The sequence below is a fragment of the Acidovorax facilis genome (assembly GCF_050626955.1).
In the GTDB taxonomy this organism is placed as follows: Bacteria; Pseudomonadota; Gammaproteobacteria; order Burkholderiales; family Burkholderiaceae_C; genus Acidovorax; species Acidovorax facilis.
This window is the reverse complement of record NZ_CP192460.1, coordinates 3,964,435-3,980,646: the sequence shown is the minus strand read 5'-3', so window position 1 is coordinate 3,980,646 and position 16,212 is coordinate 3,964,435. Positions and strand designations below refer to the sequence as shown.

At 67.7% G+C, this 16,212-nt stretch carries 14 protein-coding genes; 7 read left to right on the top strand and 7 right to left on the bottom strand.

Annotation, left to right across the window (positions count from 1 at the left end; translation table 11 throughout):
* Positions 1-92: 92 nt before the first annotated feature.
* The 3 genes from ACQ4MJ_RS18205 to ACQ4MJ_RS18195 all read right to left on the bottom strand — a co-directional run bounded on the left by ACQ4MJ_RS18205 (position 93) and on the right by ACQ4MJ_RS18195 (position 4,876).
* Complete coding sequence (locus tag ACQ4MJ_RS18205; protein ID WP_431151735.1) at positions 93-1,229, bottom strand: GGDEF domain-containing protein; 1,137 nt, start codon at positions 1,227-1,229, stop codon at positions 93-95.
* 24 nt (positions 1,230-1,253) lie between these two features.
* The gene (locus ACQ4MJ_RS18200; RefSeq protein WP_176888171.1) at positions 1,254-2,735 is read right to left on the bottom strand and encodes an AMP nucleosidase; all 1,482 of its coding nucleotides are present in this window, start codon (positions 2,733-2,735) and stop codon (positions 1,254-1,256) included.
* Between the two features lie 68 nt (positions 2,736-2,803).
* Positions 2,804-4,876: a putative bifunctional diguanylate cyclase/phosphodiesterase gene (locus ACQ4MJ_RS18195; RefSeq protein WP_431151736.1), complete on the bottom strand. Its 2,073-nt coding sequence runs from the start codon at positions 4,874-4,876 to the stop codon at positions 2,804-2,806.
* Positions 4,877-5,040: 164 nt separating this feature from the next.
* Between ACQ4MJ_RS18195 and ACQ4MJ_RS18190 the strand changes: the two genes are divergently transcribed.
* The 5 genes from ACQ4MJ_RS18190 to ACQ4MJ_RS18170 all read left to right on the top strand — a co-directional run bounded on the left by ACQ4MJ_RS18190 (position 5,041) and on the right by ACQ4MJ_RS18170 (position 10,845).
* Positions 5,041-6,321 (top strand): MgtC/SapB family protein, encoded by a 1,281-nt coding sequence (locus tag ACQ4MJ_RS18190; protein WP_121422157.1) that lies wholly within the window; start codon positions 5,041-5,043, stop codon positions 6,319-6,321.
* Positions 6,322-6,354: 33 nt separating this feature from the next.
* Positions 6,355-7,758: an ATP-dependent RNA helicase DbpA gene (dbpA, locus tag ACQ4MJ_RS18185; protein ID WP_431151737.1), complete on the top strand. Its 1,404-nt coding sequence runs from the start codon at positions 6,355-6,357 to the stop codon at positions 7,756-7,758.
* Between the two features lie 390 nt (positions 7,759-8,148).
* Positions 8,149-8,892: a GntR family transcriptional regulator gene (locus ACQ4MJ_RS18180; protein WP_055396362.1), complete on the top strand. Its 744-nt coding sequence runs from the start codon at positions 8,149-8,151 to the stop codon at positions 8,890-8,892.
* A gap of 120 nt (positions 8,893-9,012) precedes the next feature.
* Positions 9,013-10,023, top strand: coding sequence for a tripartite tricarboxylate transporter substrate binding protein (locus ACQ4MJ_RS18175; protein WP_431151738.1), 1,011 nt, complete (start codon positions 9,013-9,015; stop codon positions 10,021-10,023).
* A gap of 3 nt (positions 10,024-10,026) precedes the next feature.
* Positions 10,027-10,845, top strand: coding sequence for an amidohydrolase family protein (locus ACQ4MJ_RS18170; RefSeq protein WP_431151739.1), 819 nt, complete (start codon positions 10,027-10,029; stop codon positions 10,843-10,845).
* 54 nt (positions 10,846-10,899) lie between these two features.
* On the opposite strand, the gene ACQ4MJ_RS18165 is transcribed toward ACQ4MJ_RS18170, so the two are convergent.
* The 4 genes from ACQ4MJ_RS18165 to ACQ4MJ_RS18150 form a co-directional block, all read right to left on the bottom strand.
* Entirely contained in the window at positions 10,900-11,589 is a 690-nt protein-coding gene (locus ACQ4MJ_RS18165; RefSeq protein ID WP_431151740.1) for an ankyrin repeat domain-containing protein, read from the bottom strand.
* A 41-nt stretch (positions 11,590-11,630) separates the two neighbouring features.
* On the bottom strand, positions 11,631-12,125 hold the full coding sequence (locus ACQ4MJ_RS18160; protein ID WP_431151741.1) for a GlcG/HbpS family heme-binding protein: 495 nt from the start codon (positions 12,123-12,125) through the stop codon (positions 11,631-11,633).
* Positions 12,126-12,264: 139 nt separating this feature from the next.
* Complete coding sequence (locus ACQ4MJ_RS18155) at positions 12,265-12,897, bottom strand: response regulator transcription factor (protein ID WP_121507671.1); 633 nt, start codon at positions 12,895-12,897, stop codon at positions 12,265-12,267.
* Positions 12,887-14,434, bottom strand: coding sequence for a sensor histidine kinase (locus tag ACQ4MJ_RS18150; RefSeq protein WP_431151742.1), 1,548 nt, complete (start codon positions 14,432-14,434; stop codon positions 12,887-12,889). The genes ACQ4MJ_RS18155 and ACQ4MJ_RS18150 overlap by 11 nt, the downstream gene beginning before the upstream one ends.
* A gap of 146 nt (positions 14,435-14,580) precedes the next feature.
* Between ACQ4MJ_RS18150 and ACQ4MJ_RS18145 the strand changes: the two genes are divergently transcribed.
* Both ACQ4MJ_RS18145 and dtd read left to right on the top strand, forming a co-directional pair.
* Positions 14,581-15,531 carry a cation diffusion facilitator family transporter gene (locus ACQ4MJ_RS18145; protein ID WP_431151743.1) on the top strand — a complete coding sequence of 317 codons (951 nt, stop codon included), beginning with the start codon at positions 14,581-14,583 and terminating at the stop codon, positions 15,529-15,531.
* Entirely contained in the window at positions 15,528-15,995 is a 468-nt protein-coding gene (gene dtd, locus ACQ4MJ_RS18140) for a D-aminoacyl-tRNA deacylase (RefSeq protein WP_055396374.1), read from the top strand. The genes ACQ4MJ_RS18145 and dtd overlap by 4 nt, the downstream gene beginning before the upstream one ends.
* Positions 15,996-16,212 lie beyond the last annotated feature (217 nt).

The window sequence follows — 16,212 nt, the reverse complement described above, 5'->3', positions numbered from 1 at the left end:
TACCCGGTGTTGCGCGCAGTCGTTGTGGCAAAAATCAACACTTAGCGCAGGTGGATAGTGCACTGATTGCTATCAAAAGAGGATCAATTGGCTCAGTCCGCTGCGACCAGCCGCCCACGGCCCGCCGTCTTGGCTGCATAGAGGGCGCCATCGGCACGGGCCATCAGTTCCGCCAGGGCGGCCTCACCGGGCTGCAGGACGGCCATCCCGGCGCTGTAGTCCAGCGCAAAGCCCAGCTCGGCCACACTGGCTGCATGCAGGCGCCTGCGCAGTCGCCGGTCCAGGGCCAGTCCGGCGGGCTCGCTGTTGTGCAACAGCAGCACACCAAACTCCTCGCCACCCAGGCGGCCAACCAGGTCGCCGCTGCGGCAGGTGTCGCCCAGCAGTCGGGCAAACAGTTGCAGGGCGCGGTCCCCGGCCTCGTGGCCATGGGTGTCGTTGACCTGCTTGAAGTGGTCCAGGTCCAGCATCATTGCCGTCATGGGCAACTGGTGGCGTGCGGCGTGGGCCAGCAGGCTGCTGCCTTGGGTGGTGAAGCCGCGCCGGTTGAGCACGCCGGTGAGGCCGTCGGTCATCGCCAGCGTGCGCAGCTTGTGTTCAGCCTCCGACCGCCAGGCCACCAGCAGGGCGACCGTGCCGAGCACCAGGCTCACGTTGGTGGCCACGGCGGCAGCGAGGTTGACAGGATGGGGAGTGCGAAAGCTGGGGTACTGGTCGGTGAAGGCGCCCAGCATGCCCCGCGCCAACGTGAACGCGGCCGACGTCAACAGGCAGCCCAGCAGCAGGCTGCGCCAGCGCAGGTTGGCCTCGACCACAGGCGCCAGGGTGGCGCGCGCAACGATGCACAGGATGGTGGCCAATACAAAGTTGGCCCAGCCCACGCGCCAGGCGTAGTGACCAAAGCCCAGGGTGTAGCCCAGCGGGGCGGCTATCACCAGCACCAGCAGCAGGCTGCGCAAGGGACGGGGGCCCAGCCATTCTTCGAGCGCCCGGTACAGCATCCACTGTGCGGCCGCGTTGCAGGCAATCGACACGGTGGAAAGGGCCTGGTCCCACAGGGTGGATGAGGCAATGATGGCCGCCCAGGCCACGGCCTGCAGCAGCATGCTGGCCTGCACATGGCGGGCCGCGCGGCTCACGTCCCGGCCCATGATCAGCGGCAGCGCGGCCGAGATCATGAACAGGTTGGCCGCCATGACCGTCATCAGCGTGAGGAAATCCAGTGGCATACGCAGCGGCCCCGGGCCCGTCGTTTACTGAAAAGCGACCTCGGCAAAGCTGCGGAGCTTGCGGCTGTGCAGGCGGTCCACGCCGCCGTTGCGCAGGATCTCGATGGCGCGCATGCCGATGCGCAGGTGCTGGTCCACCCGCTCGCGGTAGAAGTGGTTGGCCATGCCGGGCAGCTTGATTTCGCCGTGCAGGGGCTTGTCGCTCACGCACAGCAGGGTGCCGTAGGGCACGCGGAAGCGGAAGCCGTTGGCGGCGATGGTGGCGCTTTCCATGTCCAGCGCCACGGCGCGGCTCTGGCTGAAACGGCGCTGGGGCGTGTTGTCGGGCAGCAGCTCCCAGTTGCGGTTGTCGGTGCTGGCCACGGTGCCGGTGCGCATCACGCGCTTCAGGTCGGCGCCGCTGATCTGCGTGACATCGGCCACGGCCTGCTGCAATGCGAGCTGGATCTCGGCCAGCGCCGGGATGGGCACCCACAGCGGCAGGTCTTCGTCTAGCACATGGTCCTCGCGCACGTAGGCATGCGCCAGCACGTAGTCGCCCAGCTGCTGGCTGTTGCGCAGGCCTGCGCAGTGGCCCAGCATCATCCAGGCATGGGGGCGCAGCACGGCGATGTGGTCGGTGATGGTTTTGGCGTTGGCGGGGCCTACACCGATGTTGACCATGGTGATGCCGCTGCTGTCTGCGCGCACGAGGTGGTAGCCGGGCATTTGCGGCAAGCGCGGCGGGGCTACGCCCAGTTCGTCGCCGGGCTGGGCACTCAATCCCACGCGGCGGGTGACCACGTTGCCCGGCTCGATGAAGGCGATGTATTCACTGTCGGGCTTGGCCATCTCGGCGTGGCCCAGGCGCACAAATTCGTCGATGTAGAACTGGTAATTCGTGAACAGCACGAAGTTCTGGAACCACTCGGGCGCCGTTCCCGTGTAGTGGCGCAGGCGGTGCAGCGAGTAGTCCACGCGCGGCGCGGTGAACAGCGACAGCGGCTGCGCCTCGCCTGGGCGGGCCTGCCAGGTGCCGTTGGCGATGCCGTCGTCCATGGCAGCCAGGTCGGGCAGGTCGAACACGTCGCGCATCAGCATGCGGCGCTCGGGCGTCAGCGTGCCCTCGATGTGGTCGTGCTCGGCAAACGAGAAATGGATCGGAATGGGGTGGGCGCTGGTGCCCACTTCCAGCTCCACGTTGTGGCTGGCGCGCAGCAGGCGAAACTGCTCGGCGTAGTAGTGAGCGAACAGGTCGGGCCGGGTGAGGGTGGTTTCGTAGCGCCCTGGGCCTTCCACAAAACCATAGGCCAGCTTGGTATCGGCCCGCGCCACGGTGGTGGTGTGCACCCGTACAAAGGGGTAGAACGCGCGCACGGCGCCTTCGGGCGTTTCGCCCGCCACAAAACGCTGCATGGCGTCGCGCAGGTGGCCAATCTGTTGCTGGTAAATGCGCTGCACCTGGGCCAGTGCGTCGGCCGGGTCGGTGTGGCGGGTGGGGGCGATGAAGTCGGGGATGAGGGGCATGCCCCTATTGTCCACAAGCCGGGAACGTGTCTGTGTGACGGCACCGGGAAGGGATCGGAAACAGGTTCTTAAACCGGCAAATCGCGCATCCAGCGCTGGAGCGCCACGGCATCCAGCGGCACCGACACCACATGCCCCTGGATCAGGTCACACCCCAGGCCCTTGAGCAATTGCACCTGCGCCGGGGTTTCCACCCCTTCGGCCACGGTTTTGAGCTGCAGGCTGCGGGCCATCTGAATGACGGCCGTGACGATGGCCACGTCGTCGGGGTTGCCGGGCGTGTCCACCACAAAAGACCGGTCGATCTTGAGGCTGTCGATGGGGTAGCGCTTGAGGTAGGCCAGCGACGAATACCCCGTGCCAAAGTCGTCGATCGAGATGCCCACGCCCAGCGCTTTGAGGGCATTGAGGGTGTCCAGCACCTGGCCGGTCTGGTGCATGAGCACGGATTCGGTCAGCTCTATCCCCAGGTACTGCGGCGCCAGGCCGGTATCGCGCAGCGCCGCGGCGATTTCGCCAGCGACATCGCGCTGGCGAAATTCGAGGGCCGACAGGTTCACCGCCACGGGCACCAGGGCCAGGCCCTCGTCCTGCCATTCCTTGAGCTGGCGGCAGGCCTCGCGCATCACCCAGCGGCCGATGGGGGTGATCAGGCCGCGCGATTCCGAAAAGGTGATGAACTCGTCCGGCCCCACCAGGCCGCGCTGCGGGTGGCGCCAGCGCACCAGAGCCTCCAGCCCCTGCAGGGAGCCGTCTTCCAGGCTGATCTGGGGCTGGTAGTGCAGCACAAAGGCGTTGTCCACAATGGCCTCGCGCAGAAGGCGCTCGTGCTGCAGCACGTCGATGGCGCTGGCTTCCATGCTCGGGGTGTAGAACTGGCGGTTGCCGCGGCCGCTTTCCTTGGCGTGGTGCATGGCTGCATCGGCGCAGCGCAGCAGTGCATCGCCGGTGGTGGCGTGTTCGGGGAAAAGGCTGATGCCGATGGAGGGGGACACCGTCAGCGGCACCTGGCCCAGGGTGAACACGCCGTGCATGGACGCAAGCAGCTTGTCGGCCACCCGGGCGGCATCGTCGGGGCCCTGCACATCGGTCAGCACCACCACAAACTCATCGCCGCCCAGCCGCGCCACCACGTCAGCGTCGCGCACGCCCTGGCGCAGGCGTTCGGCCACGTTGCACAGCAGCTGGTCGCCTGCATGGTGGCCCAGCGAGTCGTTCACCGTCTTGAAATGGTCAAGGTTCACAAAAAGCACGGCCGCACGGCCGTGGCGCCTGCGGGCCAGCGACAGCACCTGCGACAGCTGCTCCATCAGGAAGTGGCGGTTGGGCAACTGCGTAAGCGTGTCGTGCAGCGCAATGAAGGCCTCGCGTTCCTGGGCCTGCTTGCGGGCCGTGATGTCACGCACCACCACGATGCGGTAGTCGGCATGGTGCAGTGGCATGGTCTTTCCCACCACCTCCACGGGAATGACATGACCGTCCTTGTGGCGGATGGTCACTTCGTAGGGGTCTTCTCGCCCGGTGCGCGTGTAGTCCAGCGCCACGGCCCTCCATTCCGGACTGATGAAGTGGAAGATGGAAAACCCCACCACCTCCTGCAGCGCATAACCCGTCAGGCGGGTGAGTGCCTCATTGCCGTCGGTGATGATTCCGTCGCGGTGGAACACGATGGCCTCGTCCGTGGCCTCGGTGAACTTGCGCATGCGCTCTTCGCTCTGGCGCACTTGGCGCTCCGCGCGCCAGCGCTCAGTGATGTCGGTGATCAGAACGAACGAGCCCAGCTGCTGCGCGCTGGCGTCAAAGTGCGGGATCAGGTTGACCTCGATCATGCGGGCCTCGCCATTGGGCAAGGTCTGCTCACGTGTGTACTTCACATGTTCGCCGCATGCGGACCGTTCCACATGCGGCTGGATGGCCAGCCAGGCCTTGTCGCCGATGGCCTCCTGCACCGTGAGGCCCAGGATGGACTCGGTCGTGTGGCCGTTGTAGGCGGCATAGCCTTGGTTGGCGAACTGGCAGCGCAGGCCGGGCAGGTTGTAGTAGGCCATCAGCGCGGGCACGGAGTCTGCAATCAGCCGCAGCAAAGCATCGCTGGAGCCACGGGGGCCAGGGGTGGGGGCTGCGTTGGTAAGGTCTTGCATGGGCAGGCGCTGATGGGATTTGTTATAGCCGATAGACCTGACAGCAAGGCTTGGGGCAACTCCCCATGCAAGTTTGCTGCGCGGGTGGGTGGGTTGCGGTGGGTCTTTCTGTCACCATGGGGCATTGCCAGAAGAACAAAAGACAGGAAAGGTGCGGGAGTTCCATGCAGGAGTTCGGAGGTTTTTCCTCAGCGCTGGCCGTGCTGGCGAGCGCAGCGGGTTGCGGTTTGCTGATGGGTATTGAGCGCGAGCGTCGCAAAGGGGCGGGGCCCGACCGGGCGCTGGCCGGGGTGCGGTCGTTCACCCTGGCTTCCCTGGGGGGCGCGGCAGCTGCGCTCACGGCGGTTCCTGTGCTGGTGGTGGTGGGGGCCGTGTTGGTAGCGGCCCTCACGGTGGTGGCCTATGCGCGCGACCGCTCTGGCGACCCTGGCGTCACCACCGAGATCGCCTTGTTTCTGGCCTATCTGATCGGGGTGACCTGCGCGCGCGACCAGTTGCTGGCCGCCGCCCTGGCGGTGGTGGTGACGGGGCTGCTGGCGTTGCGGGACGTGTTGCACCAGTTTTCCAACCAGTGGCTGCAGCCCGGCGAGGTGCGCAGCGGGCTCATTCTGGCCGCCTTGGCTTTGCTGGTGTATCCGCTGGCCCCCAACACCCCCCTGTGGCAAGACGTGCTGAACCCGCAGGTGGTGGTGCGCCTGGTCATCGTGCTGCTGGTGATCCAGTCGCTGGCGCACCTGGCCAAGCGACTGATGCAGGCGCGCCATGCCGTGGCGCTGTCGGCGCTGGCCTCCGGGTTTGTGTCGAGCACCGCCACCATCGGCAGCCTGGGTATGGAGGTGCGAGCGGGCCGGGCCACGGCGCACACCAACGCAGGCGCTGCGGTGCTGTCGTGTGTGGCCACCATGGCCCAGATCGTGGTGGTGGCCGCCACCGTGCAGCCGCAGTGGCTGGCTCGGCTGTGGCTGCCCGCGCTGGCGGGCGGGTGTGTGGCGGCCGCCGTGGGATGGTGGGGCGGGCGCGGCGCGGCGCACCTGTCTGCGAAGGCTATGGACGCCGGTGCGGAGGTGGCGGTTGCTGTACCCCCTGACACCCCTATGTTCAAGCTGCGCGATGCCTTGCTGATTGCGGCTCTGCTCACTGGCATTCAGGCCGGTGTGCAGGGGCTCACGGCGTGGCAAGGCGACGCGGGCATGCTGGCAGGCGCGCTGCTGGCGGCCTTGGCCGACGTGCATGCCGCCACGGCGGCCGTGCTGGTGCGCGGCGGCCCGCACAGCGCGGCCGCACCCGCCATCGCGCAGGCCCTGATGGCCGCGCTGCTGGTGCATGCAGGCAGCAAGTGCGCGGTGGCCCTGGCCAGTGGTGGCTGGCGCTACGCGCTGGCTGTGGCACCGGGCGTGCTGGCGCACACCCTGGCTTTTGTGGGGGTGTTGGCCCTGCAGGCATAGCGGCTGGTGAAGGCGGGGCCGGATAATCGACCCATGACCTCCAAAGAAAACCAAGCCCGCGCTGATTTCAGCGCGCTGGCCCTGAGCCCCGCCACGCTGGCCAACCTGCAGCAGCTGGGCTACACCACCATGACCCCCATCCAGGCGGCCAGCCTGCCGCCCGCGTTGCTGGGTAAGGACCTGATCGCCCAGGCCAGCACCGGCAGCGGCAAGACCGCCGCGTTTGCCCTGGCCCTGCTGGCCAACCTCAACCCCCGCCGTTTTGCGGTGCAGGCGCTGGTGCTGTGCCCCACGCGCGAGCTGGCCGACCAGGTGACCACCGAGATCCGCCGCCTGGCGCGGGCCGAAGAAAACATCAAGGTCGTGACCCTGTGTGGCGGCGTGCCGCTGCGCGCCCAGACACTGAGCCTGGAGCATGGCGCGCACATCGTGGTGGGCACGCCCGGCCGCGTGATGGACCACCTGGAGCGCAAGCACCTGTCGCTGGAAGCGCTCAACACCCTGGTGCTCGATGAGGCCGACCGCATGCTCGACATGGGCTTCTTCGACGACATCGTCGTGGTGGCCAAGCAGTGCCCCAAGGAGCGCCAGACGCTGCTTTTTTCGGCCACGTACCCCGAGGGCATCGCCAAGCTCAGCGCCCAGTTCATGAAGTCGCCCGAGCAGATCACGGTGCAGGCCCAGCATGCCGAAGGCAAGATCGAGCAGCGCTGGTACGAGGTGAAAAACAGCGAGCGCCTGCACACGGTGTCGCAGCTGCTCAACCACTTCCGCCCAGAATCGTCCATCGCGTTCTGCAACACCAAGCAGCAGTGCCGCGACCTGGTGGGGGTGCTGCAGGCCCAGGGCTTCAGCGCGCTGGCGCTGTTTGGCGAGCTGGAACAACGTGAGCGTGATCAGGTGCTGGTGCAGTTTGCCAACCGCAGTTGCTCGGTGCTGGTGGCCACCGACGTGGCCGCGCGGGGCCTCGACATTGCCAACTTGGCCGCCGTGATCAACGTGGATGTGACGCCCGACCCCGAGGTGCACATCCACCGCATTGGCCGCACCGGCCGGGGCGATGCCGACGGCCTGGCGCTGAACCTGGCCAGCCTGGACGAGATGGGCTCCGTGGGCAAGATCGAGCAACTGCAGGGCCGCGAGTCGCGCTGGTTCCCTGTGGCGGACCTCACGCCCACGGGCAGCGGCCCGCTGGTGCCGCCCATGGTCACCATCCAGATCATCGGTGGCCGCAAGGAAAAGATCCGTGCGGGCGACGTACTGGGCGCGCTCACGGGCGAGATGGGCTACACCCGCGAGCAGATCGGCAAGATCAATGTGAACGACTTCTCGACCTACGTGGCGGTGGACCGCGCCATTGGCGCGCAGGCCGCGCAGCGCCTGAACCAGGGCCGCGTGAAGGGCAAGACCGTGAAGGCGCGGCTCGTCACGGACTGAGAGGCTGAGAGTCTTTTATCCATGCCCGCCTTGCACGCGAAAACGCCCCGGCTCGTCGTTGCAAATGCTCGCCATAGCCCGAGCTATGGCTGTGCTTTGCGCATAGATCCGAGGCGTTTTCGCGCGCTTTTCGGGCGCGGCTAAAAAACTCTCAGCCTCTGAGGCGCTCACGTGGGGCCAGCGCCGCTGCGCGGAGGCTGGCTGCGCTGGTGGCAGGTGAAAGTTTGGGTGAAAAATGCCGCCAGCGCTTGATGGGTATCATTTGTTGCTATCTGTTTGATAGTGACCAGGTTCTGCCCGGCGGCGGATCATTTCCGCAGCTGTTTTTTTCACGCCGCCTGTGGCATCTGCGCATTGCATCAAGACCTATAGAGGACTATAGTTCTTGGCATGACCACATCCCACAAAGTTGTTGCCTTTGACAGTGCCCCGGGACTGAGCCGCTACGCCGCCCTGGCCGCCGCCCTGCGTGCCCGCGTGGTGGCAGGGGAGTGGCCACCCGGCTCGGCCCTGCCGGCAGAAAGCCTGCTGGCCACCGAGCACCAGGTGGCGCTGGGCACCATGCGCCGTGCGCTGGAACTCCTGGTGGCGCAAGGCCTGGTGGAACGCATACACGGCCGGGGCACCTTTGTGCGCCAAGGGATTGCCGGTGCGTCGATGCTGCGCTTTTTTAGGTTTGACAGTGGCAGTGGCGAAATGCCACGCTCGCGCATCCTGTCACGCCAGCGCGTGGCGGCCCCGGCCGCCGTGGCCCGCAGGCTGGGCTTGGCCACGGGCGAGATGGTGCTGCGGCTGCAGCGTTTGCGCCTGCTGGCCGACCAGCCCTGTCTGCTGGAAGAGCTGTGGTTGCCGCTGGATGTGTTTGCTCCCCTGGCCGAAGGCAGCACCGCCGAATGGGACGACCTGCTGTACCCCATGTTCGCGCGGCGCTGCGGCGTGCATGTGCACCGTGCCGTGGACGACATTGGTTTTGCCGTGCTGACGGCCGCTCAGGCCATCCCCCTGGGGCTGGCCGCAGGCCATCCGGGCGTGGTGGTGCAACGGGCCGCCTACGACCTGGGCGGGCGCTGCGTCGAATGGCGCACCACGCGCGGCGATGCCCATGCCTTTCACTACACCGTGACCATTACATGAACGACAACCGCGGGGGTGTCCGTGGCCTGGCAAGCCAGTTCCACACCCCCTGCTGGACTTGGGGCGCCAGCTTCCTGCGTGTCCCCCTGAACGCCTGATAACTCAACCAAGGAGACCTGTATGCACCATCTGTCCGATCCTCTGAACCCCCCTGGTCTGTCGCGCCGCGCGGCCCTGGCTGCCGTGGGCGCCACCTTGGCCGCCCCCTGGGTGCACACCCGCGCCGCGGGCGTGGGCGGCGGACGCACCGTGACCCTGGTTGTCTCTTACCCGGCAGGCGGCGGTGCCGACCTGATGGCCCGCATCATCGCGCCCCGCATGGCCGAGGCGCTGGGGCAAGGCGTGGTGGTGGACAACAAGCCCGGCGCCAGCGGCCAACTAGCCGCATCGGCGGTGGCCCGCGCCACGCCGGATGGCACCACACTGCTGCTCGATGCATCGTCGTTCGCTGTCAATCCATCGCTCTACCCCAAGCTGCCCTACGACAGCAACACGGCCTTTGTGCCACTGGCCGTGTTGGCGACCTTTCCGAACGTGCTGGTGTGCCACCCGGGCTTCGGTGTCAATTCCGTCAAGGAGGTCATCGCACGCGCCAAGGCCAAGCCCGAGGACGTGGCCTATGCGTCGTCCGGCAATGGTTCGGCCCAGCATCTGGCGGGGGCGTTGTTTGAAGAGCGCACAGGCGTGCGGCTGTCCCACATTCCCTACCGTGGGGGCGGCCCTGCCATGAACGACGTGATGGGAGGCCAGGTGCCGCTGTTCTTTGCCAATGTGGCCTCGTCACTTGGCCACATCCAGGCGGGCAAGCTGCGGCCGCTTGCAGTGACCAGCGCCGTGCGCGCCCGTTCGCTGCCCGATGTGCCCACCATGGCGCAGGCCGGCGTGGCCGACTACGAAGTGCTGGAGTGGAACCCCGTGCTGGCTCCGGCGGGCATTGCGCCCGAGGTGCGCACGCAGCTGGTCAACGCCATCCGCAAGGCGCTGGCAGACCCTGAGGTGCTGGGCCGCATCCGCGCGCTGGGCGGTGATGCCTTTCCCGATGCCACCCAGGCCAGTGCGGGCAAGTTCATCCAGGCCCAGCAAGTGCAGTGGGGCAAGGTCATCCGTGAGCGCAAGATCGTGGTGGGCTGACCCATGGGTGCGCTGGCCACATCCACACCGTTGCGGGAAGCCCTGGAGGGATGGGACACGCACGTCCATGTGTTTGATGCCGCAGCCCCGGTCCAGGCCGGGCACTACCAGCCTGCGCACCAGCCTCTCGAACGCATTGAGGCAGAAGCCGCGAAGCTGGGCGTGGGCCACCTCGTGTTGGTGCAGCCCAGTGTGTATGGCACCGACAACCGGCTGGTGCTCGACGCCCTGGCGCGCGAACCGGGTCGGCACCGCGCGGTGGTGGTGGTGGATACCGACATTGCCGACAGCGAACTGCACTCCATGCACGCACTGGGCGTGCGCGGCGTGCGTTTCAATCTGGTGTCCCCCGTGGGCAACGGGGCGCAGGCCATGCAGGCGCTGGCGCCCCGCCTGAAGGCGCGGGGCTGGCATGTGCAGTGGTATGCAGCACCCGCCCAACTGGCGCAGATTGCCCAGCTGCATCTGCAAACGGGGTTGCCTTGTGTGCTGGACCATCTGGCGGGAATGCACGCCGCCTTGGCGCAGGACGATGCGGCCTGGCAGGCGCTGGCAAGGCTGGCCGACCTGGGGGCATGGGTCAAGCTGTCGGGCTGGTACCGCCTGCAGGCCGTGGCCCCCTACGCCGAACTGCACGGCGCGATCCGCCGCGTGGCAGGGCTGATGAGTGAGCGGCTGGTGTGGGGTTCGGACTGGCCCCATACGGCGTTTGCTCCGGACGCCATGCCCGCCTACGCGGGTGTGTGGGAGCCGGTGGTGGATGCCCTGGGCGCGGCGCGCGCCGACAAGGTGCGCATGGCGGGCGCCGAGCTGTACCGCTGAAGCGAAGTGCGTATGGGGGCATTGGCATGGGTGCTTCCCGCACCCGCCGTGTCTTTACCTGGCGCCTGCCGTTTCCAGCATCCGCACCATTTCGCTGAAGCCCCGTTGGCGCGCCAGTTGCAGCGGCGTGTTGCCCTGCCGGTCGGTCAGCGTTTGGCTCGCTCCCGCCCGCAGCAGGGCGTTCAGGGTCGCTTGGTGGCGCGGGCCGCCGTTGCCCAGAACGATGGACTCGATGAGCGCCGTCCAGTGCAGGTTGTTCACATGGTCCAGCGGCGCGCCAGCGGCGATCAGCTGGCGCACCACGCCGTCGTGCCCCAGGTGGGCAGCGGCGATGAGCGCCGTGCCTTCGTAGCGGCTGGTCACCTGTTTGGCGCTGGCGCCCAGTTGCAGCAGCACGCGCAGCGTGGCCTCGTCGTCGGCCACGGCGGCAATGGTCACGGCGTCGTAACGGTCGTTTTCCAGCAGATCCAGGCCAGCGCCCGCTTTGGCAAGGGCGCGGATCGCTTCGGCCTGCCGGGCGTATGTGGCCACATGCTGCGGTGTGCGACCGTAAGCGTCGCGGGCGTTCAGATCGGCCCGTGCCGCGATCAGCTTGGTGAGCGCAGGCATGTCGCCGCGCGCCGCAGCGGCATGCAGGCCCTGGTAGGCCGCTGTTTCGGCCGCCGTGGGAGGCACCTGGGCCTGGGCCGTGGTGGCACAGGCCAGTGCAGCGGCCAGTGTGAATACAAGGTTCCAGTGCTTCACGGGTGTCTCCGATGGCGTGCGTTGCAGGTGTGGGCGGGGGGTTACTTCAGCAGATCCTGCACCTTGGCGATGCCGGCCACGGCGCATTGCTCGTCCAGGTGGCCGCCAGGCGCGCCGCCCACGCCTACGGCGCCGATGACTTCGTTACCCACCTTCACCGGCACGCCGCCGCCCAGCAGCAGGTAGCCAGGGATGTTCATCAGGTTGGCAGCAGCGGGGTTTTTCTGCGCGCCTTCCATCATGGCCAGCGTGGTGTTCTTGGCCGATGCCGAGGTGTAGGCCTTCAGGCGGCTGGCTTCCAGCGTGTGGGGGCCTGCGTTGTCGGCGCGGTGCACGGCGCGCACGGTGCCTGCGCGGTCCACCACGGTGGCGGTCACGTTGTAGCCGTTGGCGCTGCAGGTGGCGACGGTTTGCGCGGCGATCTGCGTGGCCAGGTCCAGCGAGATGTTCTTTTCGGTGCGTACGCCTTCGGCGCTGGCCGCTGTGGCGATCAGGGACAGGGTGAGGGCGGCGATGGTGGCGAGGCGGTTTTGCATGGTGTTCTCCGGTGTTTTTGACGTCGGTGCCACCCGTTGTGGCGCCGTGGGAGAACTGTAGAAAACGCTGCGGTTTTCAGCCATTCGGGCGGCTACGCGCGGGCCTCCGTAAAACTACGGAAGGCCTTGGCAAAGCTGCTCAGGATGCTGCATCCACCAGCGCCGCATACCGCCGTATCAGCTGCGCCAGCGATTCCGCCCCCAGCTTGCCAAACAGGTTGGCGCGGTGCGTTTCCACCGTGCGGGGCGACAGTGCCAGCGCGCGCCCAATCTCCTTGTTGGTCAGGCCCTCCACGATCAAGCCCAGCACCTCGCGCTCGCGGGCCGACAGTTGCGCGAAGCGCTCGCGCGCCTGCTGGTCGGCCTGGTGGCGCTCGCGGGATCGCACATGCTGGCGCACGGCGTTCTGCAGGGCTTCGATCAGCACTTCGTCGTCCACGGGCTTTTCCAGAAACTCCGCCGCCCCGGCCTTGAATGCGCGGCGGCACATCTCCACCGTGCCGTGGCCGGTCAGCAGGATCATGGGCTGGTCCACGCCCTGCGCGAGCAGCTGCTCCAGCACCGTGAGGCCGCTGATGCCGGGCATGCGCACATCGAGCACGATGGCGCCGATGCTGGCGCGGTCAAACCCTGCCATGAAGGACTGCGGGTCGGCCCAGGCCTGTACGCGCAGGCCCACGGTGCTGATGAGCAGGGAGAGGCTGTCGCGCACGGCGGCATCGTCGTCCACCAGGTGGATCAGGGGCGAGAGGGATGGCGCGCTATCGGTCATGGGCGGGCGGTGCGGTGGGCAGGGTCAGCACAAACTCTGCGCCCCGTAGGTCTTGGGCTGGCGCAGCGGCCTCAGGCGCCAGGGCCAGCTGCGCGCCCATGGCCTGCGCCAGGCTGTCGCACAGTGTCAGGCCCAGTCCCAGCCCGCCCGTGCGTGTGGTGTAGAACGGCTCGAACAGGCGCTGGCGGGCCTCGGGTGGTATGCCCGGGCCGTGGTCGCGCACCGACAGGGCCACGTGCCCGGTATCGGTGCGCGCCATGGCAATGTGCAGCTGGCGTTCGGTGGCTGGCACCTGTTCCAGCGCCTGCAATGCATTCATCAGCAGGTTGTGGATGATCTGCTGCAGGGCCACAGGCTCGGCCAGCACGGTGGGCAGGTCGGGGGCGGTGGTCACGCTGGGCACCACACCCCGCTGGGCCAGCTCGGGCTCCAGCAGGTGCAGCGCGTCGTGCACGGCCGTGGGCAGCGCCAGCGGCTGGGCCTGGCCTGCCAGGTCGGGGCGCTCCACCAGGCGGCGCAGGCGACCCACCACGGTGGAGGCGCGGCGTGCCTGCTCCACCGCACGGGCCATGGCCGTCTGGGCGGTGTCGAGGTCGGGCGGTTCATCGGCCAGCAGGCGCTGGGCGGCCTGGGTGCTCGACAGCAGGGCCGTCAGCGGCTGGTTCAACTCGTGCGCCATGCCGGCGGCCAGCTCGCCCAGTGTGTTCAGGCGTGCCACCTGGCCCAGGCGCAGCAGTTCTTCGGCCCGCTGGCGGGCCACGCGCTGGCGCCACAGTGCGTGGCCTGCAGCCCAGAGCGCAGCGGTCAGCACGCACCAGCCCAGCATGCCCCAACACGGCAGCTCGTGCAGGCCCACGCTGCGGCGGGCCACCACGTCCAGCGGCTGGCTTTGTGCCGCCAACAGCTTGTGAAACTCGTAGGTGCGGCTCCAGGCGCCCACCTCGGATCGGCCCGGCTGTACGACGAAAGCCTCGCCATCGCGCTCCAGCGTCACACGCACGGGGCTGGTGGACCTGTCCATGGGCCACTCGTCCATGGGAATGGTGCTGCGCAGGTCGATGTGCAGTGCGTAGCTGGCGGGCGTGCCTGCCAGCACGAGGTGATAGCGGCCTGCGGGCAGGTTCAGCCCTGCCATGGCCGCATGGCCGGTGCGGCGTGAGGAGGCTTCAGCGGCCGCCAGTTCTGCCTGCAGTGCGGGGGGCCAATCACTCTGCGCTGTGCGCTGCAGCACCGCCAGAATTTGCGGGTAGACCGAAGGCAGGCGGGGCAGGGGGGATGCGGCGTCGGTGCTGTTGCTCGCTGCGGCGGTGGGCTGCAGCAACGCCAGCGTGGCCATGATGGCATCGTGCTGCACCACACGCTGGCTCAGTAGCCGGTGCACGATGCGCGCGTCGGTCTCGAACGCTGCGTGCAACTGCTGCAAACGCGCGACGGCCAGCCAGCTGGCGCCTGCGCATGCGACCACGGCCCAGAGCAGCAGGCTGGGGAGATGCAGGGTGCGGTACAAGGGAAGGCGGCGGCGCCATGCCGGGGTCATGCGCGGATTCTGGCATGGGGGCTTGCGCGGGACGCGCTTCGCCGAAGGTAGCGCTGTCTGAGCGAACGGTGTAAAGCGGGTCTTAAGGCCGCTCTGGTGTAATTCCGGCTCGGTTCTTCAGCGCTACTCCTCCAATACCTCCACCCATGTCCAACCCTGCTCCAAAGCCTCACCAATGGCTCACACCCCGCAACCTGCTGTGGGCGTCTATTGCGGTGGCGGGGGTCACCATCGCGCTCAAGACGCTGGCCTGGGTGGTCACTGGCTCGGTGGGCCTGCTGTCGGATGCGATGGAGTCGTTTGTCAACCTGGCCAGCGCCATGTTTGCGCTGGCCATGGTGACCGTGGCGGCGCGGCCTGCGGATGACGACCACCCCTACGGCCACCACAAGGCTGAGTATTTTTCGTCAGGGTTCGAAGGCATCCTCATCGTGGGGGTGTCGGGGGGCATCCTGTGGGCGGCCGGGCACCGGCTGATGGACCCGCAGCCCATCGAACAGTTGGGCTGGGGCCTGGGCCTGTCGGTGCTCAGTTCGGCGCTCAATGGCTTTCTCGCGTGGCTCATGTTCCGCTCGGCCCGCGAGTACCGCTCCATCGCGCTGGAGGCCGATGCGCGTCATCTCGTCACCGACGTGTGGACCTCGGCCGGTGTGCTGGTGGGCATTGCGGGCGCGGCCCTCACGGGCTGGCTGTGGCTGGATGCGCTGGCGGCGATTGCCGTGGCGCTGAATATCCTGAAAGAGGGCGTGGAGCTGGTGTGGCGATCCTCCCAGGGCCTCATGGATTCAGCGGTAGAGCCCGAGGTGCAGGCCACCATCGACGCCACGTTGCAGCAGTTTGTGCTATCGCAGGCGCCCGGTGCCGTGCGGTTTGACCATGTCTCCACCCGCCGTGCGGGCCAGCGCCAGTTTGTGGACATGCACCTGCACATGCCCGCCGACTGGACCCTGCGGCACGCCGCCGAACTGCGCGGCCAGGTCGAGCGTGCGCTGATGACCGCCGTACCCGGCCTGCGCGCCACCATTGAGTTGCTGCCCACCGATGTGGAAGCGCATTTTGATGATCTCCGTGACGATTTGAAGGATGCCGTGAAGTGATCAGCGTATTGCAACGTGTGCGCGAAGCGCGCGTGGAGGTGAACGGGCAGACCGTGGGAGCCATCGGCGCAGGCCTGCTGGTGCTGGTGTGTGCCGAACGCGGTGACACGGAGATGGAGGCCGACAAGCTGCTGGCCAAGATCCTCAAGCTGCGCATTTTTTCGGACGCCGCAGGCAAGATGAACCAGAGCGTGCAGGACACCGGTGGCGGCCTGCTGCTGGTCAGCCAGTTCACGCTGGCGGCAGACACCACCGGCGGCAACCGCCCCAGCTTCACCCAGGCGGCTGCACCCGATGAGGGGCGGCGGCTGTACGACTATGTGGTTGCCCAGGCGCGCAAGGTGCACCCCAAGGTGGCCACGGGCCAGTTTGCCGCCGATATGCAGGTGCACCTCATCAATGACGGCCCGGTGACCATCCCGCTGCGGATGGCGCCTTCGCTGGCGACAGCGGCGGCTGGCTGAACGCGTGGGCTGGCCTCGGCCCGCAGCTGGCCGTGGGGTTGTCCGCACGGCGACGACGCGCGGGTGGCAAATTCTGTAGGCTCGGGCACGTGCGTTCCGTTCTTCTGTTCTTGTGATGCGGTGCGCACTCCGCCGTATACCCGCCGCGCGCCCACTGCCAGCCCTGCTTCACCCGTGACCCAAGCCGCCCCCGCTGTCCTGCCTGATCCGCCCTCGC

Excerpts from the sequence above, each read along its gene's own strand:
- ACQ4MJ_RS18200 (WP_176888171.1), bottom strand. The coding sequence starts at position 2,735 with ATGCCCCTCATCCCCGACTTCATCGCCCCCACCCGCCACACCGACCCG.
- ACQ4MJ_RS18175 (WP_431151738.1), top strand. The coding sequence starts at position 9,013 with ATGCACCATCTGTCCGATCCTCTGAACCCCCCTGGTCTGTCGCGCCGC.
- ACQ4MJ_RS18195 (WP_431151736.1), bottom strand. The coding sequence starts at position 4,876 with ATGCAAGACCTTACCAACGCAGCCCCCACCCCTGGCCCCCGTGGCTCC.
- ACQ4MJ_RS18170 (WP_431151739.1), top strand. The coding sequence starts at position 10,027 with ATGGGTGCGCTGGCCACATCCACACCGTTGCGGGAAGCCCTGGAGGGA.
- ACQ4MJ_RS18155 (WP_121507671.1), bottom strand. The coding sequence starts at position 12,897 with ATGACCGATAGCGCGCCATCCCTCTCGCCCCTGATCCACCTGGTGGAC.
- ACQ4MJ_RS18190 (WP_121422157.1), top strand. The coding sequence starts at position 5,041 with ATGCAGGAGTTCGGAGGTTTTTCCTCAGCGCTGGCCGTGCTGGCGAGC.
- ACQ4MJ_RS18150 (WP_431151742.1), bottom strand. The coding sequence starts at position 14,434 with ATGACCCCGGCATGGCGCCGCCGCCTTCCCTTGTACCGCACCCTGCAT.
- ACQ4MJ_RS18205 (WP_431151735.1), bottom strand. The coding sequence starts at position 1,229 with ATGCCACTGGATTTCCTCACGCTGATGACGGTCATGGCGGCCAACCTG.
- dbpA (WP_431151737.1), top strand. The coding sequence starts at position 6,355 with ATGACCTCCAAAGAAAACCAAGCCCGCGCTGATTTCAGCGCGCTGGCC.
- ACQ4MJ_RS18160 (WP_431151741.1), bottom strand. The coding sequence starts at position 12,125 with ATGCAAAACCGCCTCGCCACCATCGCCGCCCTCACCCTGTCCCTGATC.
- ACQ4MJ_RS18180 (WP_055396362.1), top strand. The coding sequence starts at position 8,149 with ATGACCACATCCCACAAAGTTGTTGCCTTTGACAGTGCCCCGGGACTG.
- ACQ4MJ_RS18145 (WP_431151743.1), top strand. The coding sequence starts at position 14,581 with ATGTCCAACCCTGCTCCAAAGCCTCACCAATGGCTCACACCCCGCAAC.